Source organism: Enterococcus raffinosus, from assembly GCF_018917525.1.
Taxonomy (GTDB): Bacteria; Bacillota; Bacilli; order Lactobacillales; family Enterococcaceae; genus Enterococcus_A; species Enterococcus_A raffinosus_A.
In genome coordinates this window covers 1-2,021 of the sequence record NZ_JAHLOS010000085.1, presented here as the reverse complement: position 1 = coordinate 2,021, position 2,021 = coordinate 1, and the positions used below count along the sequence as shown (strand labels likewise).

General features: G+C 41.3%; 3 tRNA genes and 1 pseudogene. 1 reads left to right on the top strand and 3 read right to left on the bottom strand.

Annotated features, from left to right (window positions below):
- Positions 1 to 65 precede the first annotated feature (65 nt).
- Positions 66 to 1,145: pseudogene (locus tag KQI58_RS23250) on the top strand (recombinase family protein); the annotation flags it as partial.
- A 580-nt stretch (positions 1,146 to 1,725) separates the two neighbouring features.
- On the opposite strand, the gene KQI58_RS22325 reads toward KQI58_RS23250, so the two are convergent.
- The 3 genes from KQI58_RS22325 to KQI58_RS22315 all read right to left on the bottom strand — a co-directional run bounded on the left by KQI58_RS22325 (position 1,726) and on the right by KQI58_RS22315 (position 1,989).
- Positions 1,726 to 1,802, bottom strand: a tRNA-Pro gene (locus KQI58_RS22325).
- Positions 1,803 to 1,818: 16 nt separating this feature from the next.
- Positions 1,819 to 1,892: transfer RNA gene (locus KQI58_RS22320), tRNA-Arg, on the bottom strand.
- An 11-nt stretch (positions 1,893 to 1,903) separates the two neighbouring features.
- A tRNA-Leu gene (locus tag KQI58_RS22315) sits at positions 1,904 to 1,989 on the bottom strand.
- Positions 1,990 to 2,021 lie beyond the last annotated feature (32 nt).

Sequence of the window (2,021 nt, the reverse complement as noted above, 5' to 3'; positions counted from 1 at the left end):
AATATTGGGTTTCATCTCTCTAGTTTAATAGGAAAAAGACCAGATGAAAAGCGGTCAAAAGATTGATGTATCAATCCTTTGACCGCTTAAAATGTTATACTTCCTTTAATGTTAAAAAAGCCGTGTCTTATATTCGAGTGTCGACCCGGAATCAAGCAGAGCGTGGTGGAGAAAATATTGAAGGCTTTTCTTTACCGGCTCAGCGTGAAGCTAACAAAAGAAAAGCATCTGATTTAGGTGCGTTTGTTGTAAAAGAGTTTGCAGATAGAGGACAATCCGCCAAATCTGCCGATCGTCCACAGCTACAAGCCATGCTCAAATATGTTGAAGCACACAAAGGCCGCATTGATTATCTGATCGTTCATAAAGTAGACCGCTTAGCAAGAAATCGTGGTGACGATGTAGAAATTAATCGAATTCTAAAAGAAGCGGGCGTCCAACTAGTTTCAACTTCTGAGAATATTGACAGTTCGCCATCCGGTAGATTGTTACATGGAATTATGAGCGATATCGCAGAATTCTATTCAAATAATTTAGCCAGCGAAGTGATGAAAGGCTTGACCGAAAAAGCAAAAAGAGGTGGCACAGTTGGGCGAGCACCCATTGGCTATAAAAACGTGGTGGTCTTCGATGAGCGCTCTAGGGAAAACCGTACAGTTATTGTTGATGAAGAGCGTGCTCCGCTAATTCGATTAGCTTTTGAGCTATATGCTACTGGAGATTGGAATATTCGTACCTTAGCTGAACATTTAGCAAATCAAGGATTAAATATGCCGCCAAAAGCGAAACTCCCCGGCAAACTAATGGATAAGCGACTACTGAGCGGTGTCCTAAAAAATCCATATTACAAAGGTTTGATTAGATGGAATGGTGCTTACTGGCCAGGCGCTCATCCAGCATTGGTTTCAGAAGATCTTTGGGATAAAGTTCAGGGTGTATTAGCGACAAACAGAAATGGAGAACGAAGTAGAAAACATGAACACTTTCTAAAAAGTACCGTATATTGTGGAGAATGTGGTGGTAGATTAATAATCCACAAAGCTACCTCTCGATCTGGAACTATATATCCATATTTCGTTTGCTCCAACAAAGTCCGTAAAGCCAACCAATGCAAACACAAAGCTACTCTAATTGACGATGCAGAACAAAGTATTATTTCCTTATACGACAAAATCACTATTTCAAACCAACAAAAGGAGCAACTAAAACAATGGATGGATATCTACATTGATAAAAGCTCCAAACAACACGCTGCAGAACACTTAAATCTAAAAAAGCAAAAAGAGAAGCTAGAGAGACAACAACTCAAACTCCTAGATGCCCATTACGAAGACGCTATCCCAATAGACCTATTCAAGCAAGAGCAGGAAAAACTGAACTCCTCTTTAATCGGTATCGATAATCAACTCAAAATGCATACTGACTATTTTCAGCACGCTAAGGACAATTACGAAAAAATTCTTGAAGTAATTGAAAACTGCAACAGAGTATACGCCACTGCTCCTGACACAATTAAACGTATGCTTAATCAAGCCATTTTCCAAAAAATTCTCGTCTTTTCAACTGGCAACCTAGACTATGAAGCAGATGAAAGCTTTGATGCTGTCCTAAGAATTAAAACCCAAACAATAAAAAAAGAAGACTCCGCTAGCTCAAGCGGAGTCTTACGATCAATACCTGCTTTTTTCGTCAATTTTTTTGACGCAGGTTCTAATAAACCAATAATGGTCGGGAAGACAGGATTCGAACCTGCGACCCCTTGGTCCCAAACCAAGTGCTCTACCAAGCTGAGCTACTTCCCGATAAACAAAAAAACTACGCGCCCAAGAGGAGTCGAACCCCTAACCTTTTGATCCGTAGTCAAACACTCTATCCAGTTGAGCTATGGGCGCATGTATGTATATGCCGAGGACCGGAATCGAACCGGTACGGTGATCACTCACCGCAGGATTTTAAGTCCTGTGCGTCTGCCAGTTCCGCCACCCCGGCGTTCTTCCCTGGTCTTCAGGAAAGCGGAAAAC